The sequence below is a fragment of the Streptomyces sp. 3330 genome (assembly GCF_031456635.1).
Classification (GTDB): Bacteria; Actinomycetota; Actinomycetes; order Streptomycetales; family Streptomycetaceae; genus Streptomyces.
In genome coordinates this window covers 1-6,754 of the sequence record NZ_JAVDVA010000062.1, presented here as the reverse complement: position 1 = coordinate 6,754, position 6,754 = coordinate 1, and the positions used below count along the sequence as shown (strand labels likewise).

The 6,754-nt window shown below is 62.8% G+C and carries 2 protein-coding genes; both read left to right on the top strand.

Annotated features, from left to right (window positions below):
• Positions 1 to 417 precede the first annotated feature (417 nt).
• Entirely contained in the window at positions 418 to 4,788 is a 4,371-nt protein-coding gene (locus J2X68_RS40005; protein WP_310437519.1) for an RHS repeat-associated core domain-containing protein, read from the top strand.
• 999 nt (positions 4,789 to 5,787) lie between these two features.
• Positions 5,788 to 6,639 carry an IS5 family transposase gene (locus J2X68_RS40000; RefSeq protein ID WP_310437518.1) on the top strand — a complete coding sequence of 284 codons (852 nt, stop codon included), beginning with the start codon at positions 5,788 to 5,790 and terminating at the stop codon, positions 6,637 to 6,639.
• Positions 6,640 to 6,754: the final 115 nt, after the last annotated feature.

Here is a 6,754-nt window from a genome sequence, read left to right as displayed (position 1 = left end):
CCACCAGATACGACAAGACCGCCACCTCCTACGAGGCAGCGGTCAGTCTCGCGTCATTCCTGCTCTGGGCAAGATCCGTTTGAAGACGAACCCTACTACGCCCAGGACACCAACTACTACGGCGAGGAAAACGGCGCCCACAACGTCTCCTACGTCCGCGACTCCCACCTGGCCCGCATCGACTACGGCTTCCGCGGCGGCGGCGCCTACGGCACCATCCCCGACCAGGTCGTCCTCACCACCGCCGCGCGCTGCACCCTGACCACGTGCGACCCGCTTTCGGCGAGTACCGCCGCCAGCCAGTATCCGGACGTCCCTTACGACCTGGTCTGCGCCTCAGGAGCGACCTGCGCCGCGCACGGGCCGACGTTCTTCTCGACCGTCCGACTGGCCTCGGTCAAGGTTCAGCAGTACAGCGTGACGGCCGCCAAGTACCAGGCGGTCGACACCTACACCCTGCATCAGAGTGAGCCGGCTACCGGAGACGGCACCTCGCCCACGCTGTGGCTGGCGTCGATCACCCACGAAGGTGATGACACCACTGCCGGCGGCTCCACCGCCCCGATCGCCCTGCCGGACGTGAAGTTCGCCGGTGTGGACCTGAAAAACCGGGTCGACGCCTCCAACTTCCCCGGCCTGTACCGCTACCGCATCTCCGGCATCACCAGCGAAATGGGCGGGCTGACCTCCATCAGCTACGACCTGCCGGACGCCTGCACCGCCAGCTACGTGGCCAGCGCGGACCCCAAGACCAACACCAAGTCCTGCTACCCGGTGTCCTGGACACCCAAGGACTACCTGAACCCGATCACCGACTGGTTCGAGAAATACGCGGTCACCCAGGTGACGGAGACCGACAGCACCGACAGTCCCGACGACCCTGACGTCCCCGACGACGCGATGGTCAAGCAGACCAACTACCTCTACAACGGTGGCGCCGCCTGGCACCACGACGACAACGAAGTCGTCAAGGCCAAGTACCGCACCTGGGGCCAGTTCCGCGGCTACGCGAGCGTAGAGACCCGCACAGGCGACGGCGTCAACGACGCGCAGACCAAGTCGGTCACCTCCTACTACCGAGGTATGGACGACGACTGGCTGTCCTCCTCCACCCGCCGCTCGGTGAACGTGACCGACTCCCAGGGCGGCGTGCACACCGACAGCGACCAGCTGGCGGGCAACGCCCTGGAGACCACCGCCTACACCGGCGTCGGCGGCACCGTGGACAACTCCACCGTCACCTCCTACTGGATCTCCGCCGCCACAGCCACCCGAGCCCGCACCGGCCTGCCGGCCCTCACCGCCCACACCACCAACAGCGCAGAGACCTGGAGCCGCCAGGCACTCACCAGCGGGGGCACCACGAGCTGGCGCGTCACGCAGACCGACAACACCTACAACGCCACCGTCGCCGACGACAACTTCGGCCTGCTGACCTACAGCTACACCCACACGGTGCCTGCCGTCGCCGCGTACGACCAGTGCACCGCGATCACCTACGCCAAGGCCAACACGACCACCAACCTGGTCGGACTCGAAGCCTCCAAGGAGACCGACTCGGTCGCCTGCGCCGGATTCAGCCAGAACACTCCGGCCACCGTGCCGAAAACCCTCAACACCCTCACCGCACCCACCAGCGTCTCCCGACCTGACCAAGTGGTCTCCGCGACGAGGACATACTACGACGACACCAGCTTCGCCACCGCCTTCCCGCAGACGACCGCGCCCACCAAGGGCGAGATCACCATGACCCGGCAGGCCTCGGGCTACAGCGGTGGCGCGTTCAGCTGGCAGACCCAGACCCGCGCCACCTACGACACCTACGGCCGTCCCAAAGACGCCTACGACGCAGCTGGCAACAAGACCATCGTCGGATACACCGTGGACAGTGTCGGGCTGACCACCGGCACGACCATTACCAACCCTAAGAATCAGACCACCAGCACCACATCGGATCCCACCCGTGGGCTCATCCTCACCACCACCGACGCCAACGGGCTCACCGACACCGTCCACTACGACGCGCTCGGGCGGAGCACCGAGGTGTGGCAGCACAACCGGCCCACCACCGCTGCTGCCAACCTCAAGTACACCTACACGGTCTCCCAGACCAGCCAGTCAGGCACCACCACCCAGACGATGAACGAGGTTCAGGGCTACGTCACCTCCTACTCCCTCATCGACTCACTCGGACGGCCACGACAGACCCAATCGCCGACCCCGCAGAACGGTCGAATGATCACCGAGTCGTTCTACGACTCACACGGATGGGTGTGGAAGAAGAACAACGCGTACTGGGACCCCAACACCCTGCCCAACCTGGCTCCAGCCTCAGTGCAGGACTCCGCAGTCCCCAACCAGGACCGCTACACCTTCGACGGCCTGGGCCGCACAGTCGTCGATGACTCCCTGCAGAACTCTGTGCTCAAGCAGAAGACGACCACCGTCTTCAGCGGAGACGCCACCACCGTCATCCCCCCCACTGGCGCCACGGTCCAAACCACCCACACCGACCCCCTCGGCCGCACATCCGAGATCGACTCCTACAGCACCCGTCCGACTCTGAGCGCCCCGCTCAACACCTTCACTGGCCTGTTCTCCATCAGCGGCGGCACCTACAACGCCATCACCTACGGCTATGACGGGCACGGCGAGCAGAACACCGTCACGGCCAAGGGCAGCACCTGGACTACCGTCTACGACCTGCTTGGCCGCGCCACGTCTAAAACGGACCCCGACGCTGGCACCACCAGCATGGTCTACGACACGGTCGGCAACCTCACCCAGACCACTGACGCCCGCAGTAGGAGCGTTTCTAGCACCTACGACGTACTGAACCGCCAGACCGGCCAGTACGCCTCCACAGTCACCGCTCAAGCGCCTGGTGCGAGCGGCAACCAGATGGCGGCCTGGACCTACGACAATGACAACGCCGTCTCCGGCGTCACCAACCCGATCGGCCAGAGAACCACCGCCACCTCCTACAACGCGGGCAACACCTACACCACCCAGCAGTTGGCGTTCAACGTCTTCGGTGACTCACTCGGCCAGTCCGTCACCATTCCGGCCGTGCACGGCGCATTGGGCGGAAAGACCTACACCTTCCGCCACACCTACACCACAAATACCGGCCTGCTGTACACCGACAATTACCCCCTCGGTGGCGGTCTTCCCAACGAGATCGTCACCCACACCTACACCAGCGACCTGGACTTGCCTGCCGGGCTGACGACCACTTCCTACGCCTACGCCCAAAAAACCGCCTACACCGCCTACGGCCAGGTGGCGCAGGAGATCTTGGGCGACAGCGAGCCGAATCAAGCAACCCTCACCAACAAATACGACCCGCACACGGGAGCACTCACCAACCAGTCGGTAACCCGCTCCGCCACCGCCACTCCGTCGAAGATCGACGAACAGTCTTACACTCACGACGCCGCAGGCAACATCACGAAGCAGGTCACCACCCGCTGGGGCGCCACCACGGCTCCCGAAACCCAGTGCTACCAATACGACGAACTCGACCGGCTCACCGAGGCCTGGACCGCCACCGACGACTGCGGCGCCGTTCCCACCTCGAGTGCCCACGCCCAGGTCGGCGACCCGCTCGCCAGCGGCACGGCCTACTGGACCAGCTGGGACTTCGACGTCCTCGGACAACGCCAGCACCAGGTCGAACACTCCACTAACGGCGGCAGCGACACCACCACCAGCTACACCTACGACTACAACGGCAACAGCACCCCCCAGCCCCACGCCCTGACCTCCACCCAGGCCAGTGGCGCCAGCACCGCGAGCACTAGCTACGCCTACGACAAGGCTGGCAACACCATCACCCGCAACACCGTTGCCTCTGGCAATCAGACCCTGACCTGGAACGACGCCGGACAACTTACTCAAGTAGGCGGTGGCAAGGCCGGAACCACCGGCTACATCTACGACGCCGACGGCAACGTCCTGCTCCAGACCGACCCCACCAGCACCACCCTCTACCTGCCCGGCGAACAACTCACCCTCACCGGAACCACCACCACCGGCGTTCGCTACCTCCCCCTGCCTGGCGGCGGCACCGTCGTACGCACCGGAACCGGCACCAACTACAAATTCCAGATTAACGACCCCCACGGCACCAGCGGCCTGTACCTGGACAACACCGCCCAGACCCCCACCTGGCGCCAGTTCACCCCCTACGGCAGCACCCGCGGCACCACGGTCAACTGGATCGACAACCGCGGCTTCCTCAACGCCCCCGACAACACCAACACCGGCCTCACCCAAATCGGCGCCCGCCAGTACGACCCCATCCTTGGGCGGTTCGCCAGCCTCGATCCCATATTCGCAGCCACCGACGACCAACAAATCGCCGGCTACGCCTACGCCGCTGGCAACCCCATCACCTACAGCGACCCCACAGGGCTGTACTGCGACGGTTGCAGCGCCAACAACCCCGACAGTGTCTGGGCACCGAACAAGCACAACGGACCCGGCTGCACCACGGGGGGCTGCTACTCCAAGAACAGCAACGACGACTATGTCGCGGTCACCGGGCCGTCAGCCAGCTACCACCCCAGCATTAATATCGGCAATACGTCAGATTGCTGGGTGTCTGCATGTAAAGGAGGAGTATCCGACTGGCAACTGAACCCGGGACACAATCCTCTAACCGTTCAATTCCCCACGCTCCCCCACGAGACTGCCCAGATAGTCAAGGGTGTTCTGAACTTTTTCCTGAGTGAGCCTGAGCGTGAGGAGGGGTGCGGCGAAACCCCCCCCAACGATGTTGTGTGATTTGCGGGGTGGCACTTTCGCGGGGGGCCCTCTTGGAGCCGGTAAGGGTATGCCCCTTCCTGGATCAAGAAGCATTCCTTTGGGGTTCGCTAACGCTGCCGAGTTTAATGCTTTCACTCAAGAGTTGCGCTCTGGTCTCAGCGATTCGGGTGTCACGGGGGTTACCCCAATATTCCAGGGGAGTTCGGTTACGGGAAGAAGTTACAAGACTGGCCGCCCCTTCGGTTCGCGTAGCGATTTCGATGTGGCGCTCGCTGGATCCGAACTCCTTTCCCGGGCAAAGCAGGCTGGCGTGGAGCTGAGGTCTGGAGGCACTCGAACTGCTCCGCTTTCAGAAGCCGACCTTGGTAGGATGGGGCTCGCGGACCTCGCGGAAAGCCTGACAGGGATGGCCAATCGGGACGTACACTTCATGATCTACGAATCTGTGGAGGGCGCCATCAGTAGAGGACCAAGTCCTATTGTCAAGAAGTGATTCTCGCTAGGCGGAACTTGTCCGAAACGGGTGCCGCCTAGAATTTATCTTTCCATAAGGTCGGACCGGCGTTGGCTGGGTTGGAAGTTTGAAAAATGAGTTCAATTTTTTGTCTATTCGGGTCCCGTGAGGGAAATTTGACCGGAATGGCACGGGATCTCGGCGGCCTCTTGAGTGTTGATCTTGAATGCAGGGAGAGTGGATACAAAGGGGGGGAATATTATCGAACCCCAAGAGGCATGAAGGGAAAGGTCACTATCCAGTCGAACTGGGCGGATAGTGAAGGTTATCTAGCCGAGCCCAACTATCCTGAATATTCCGTGTTGATCTATGTTAGTCGGGTAGAAGATCACATATTGGATACTGTGGCTCGCCTGGGGAATATTACTCTCCTCAGGTTGGAAGAAATTTGACTTTGGTGACTGACGAACAGCGACATCCATGCTAAGAGAGCATCTGATCTAGGTAGTTGGTGTTCTGGGATGGTTTTGTGACTGGCGCTGTCGGCGGTCGTTGGATGAGGCGTGAGTGCTCGTCGTCCATACCGCAGTGACGTGTCCGACGCCCGCTGGGCCTTGATCGAACCGGTCTTCAATGCCTGGCGGGCGAGACGGATCGGACCTGGAACGGCAGCTCGGGTGCACGATCTGCGAGAGATCGTTAACGCGATCCTCTATGTCAATCGCACCGGCATCCCGTGGGAGTACCTGCCGCACGATTTCCCGCCGTACAAGACCGTCTACGACTACTTCGCGAAGTGGGAAGCCGACGGCACCACCCAGCAGGTCCATGACCTGTTACGTGACAAGACCCGCCGATTCCACGGCCGTCGTGCAGAGCCGACCGCGGCCGTTGTGGACGCTCAGAGCGTGAAGACCTCGGCAAACGTCGCCGAGACCAGCCAGGGCATCGACGCCGGCAAGAAGATCAAAGGTCGCAAGCGGCACCTGATCACGGACACTCTCGGTCTGGTACTGGCCGTCCTGGTCACCGCCGCGAACGTCCACGACACCACCGGCGGCAAGCTCCTGCTCGATGACCTGGCTGCGGCACACCCCAGCGTGTCCAAGGTCTGGGCCGACGGCGGGTACCAGAACAGCATCTTCAACCACGGTGCCGGTCTGGGCATCGATGTCGAGGTGGTTCAGCGGCCACGGGCGAAAGGGTTCGAACCGCTGCCGAAGCGGTGGGTGATCGAGCGGACCTTCGGCTGGCTGATGCAGCACCGCCGCTTGGCCCGGGACTACGAAGCCCTGCCACAGAGATCCCGGACGATGATCCACTGGGCCATGGCTAACAAAATGTCCCGCGAACTGACCGGAGAATCCACACCAACCTGGCGAACCGAAACGTACATTCCACCCACATCAGTGTGAGTGCTGATCAGATGCTCTCTTAGGCGCTGTTTCTCGGATCTCCCTCCTTGGGTGGGGTGTTGAGGGCAGGCTGGCTCCATGGGACGCGGAGACCTGACGAATGCGGAGTGGGATC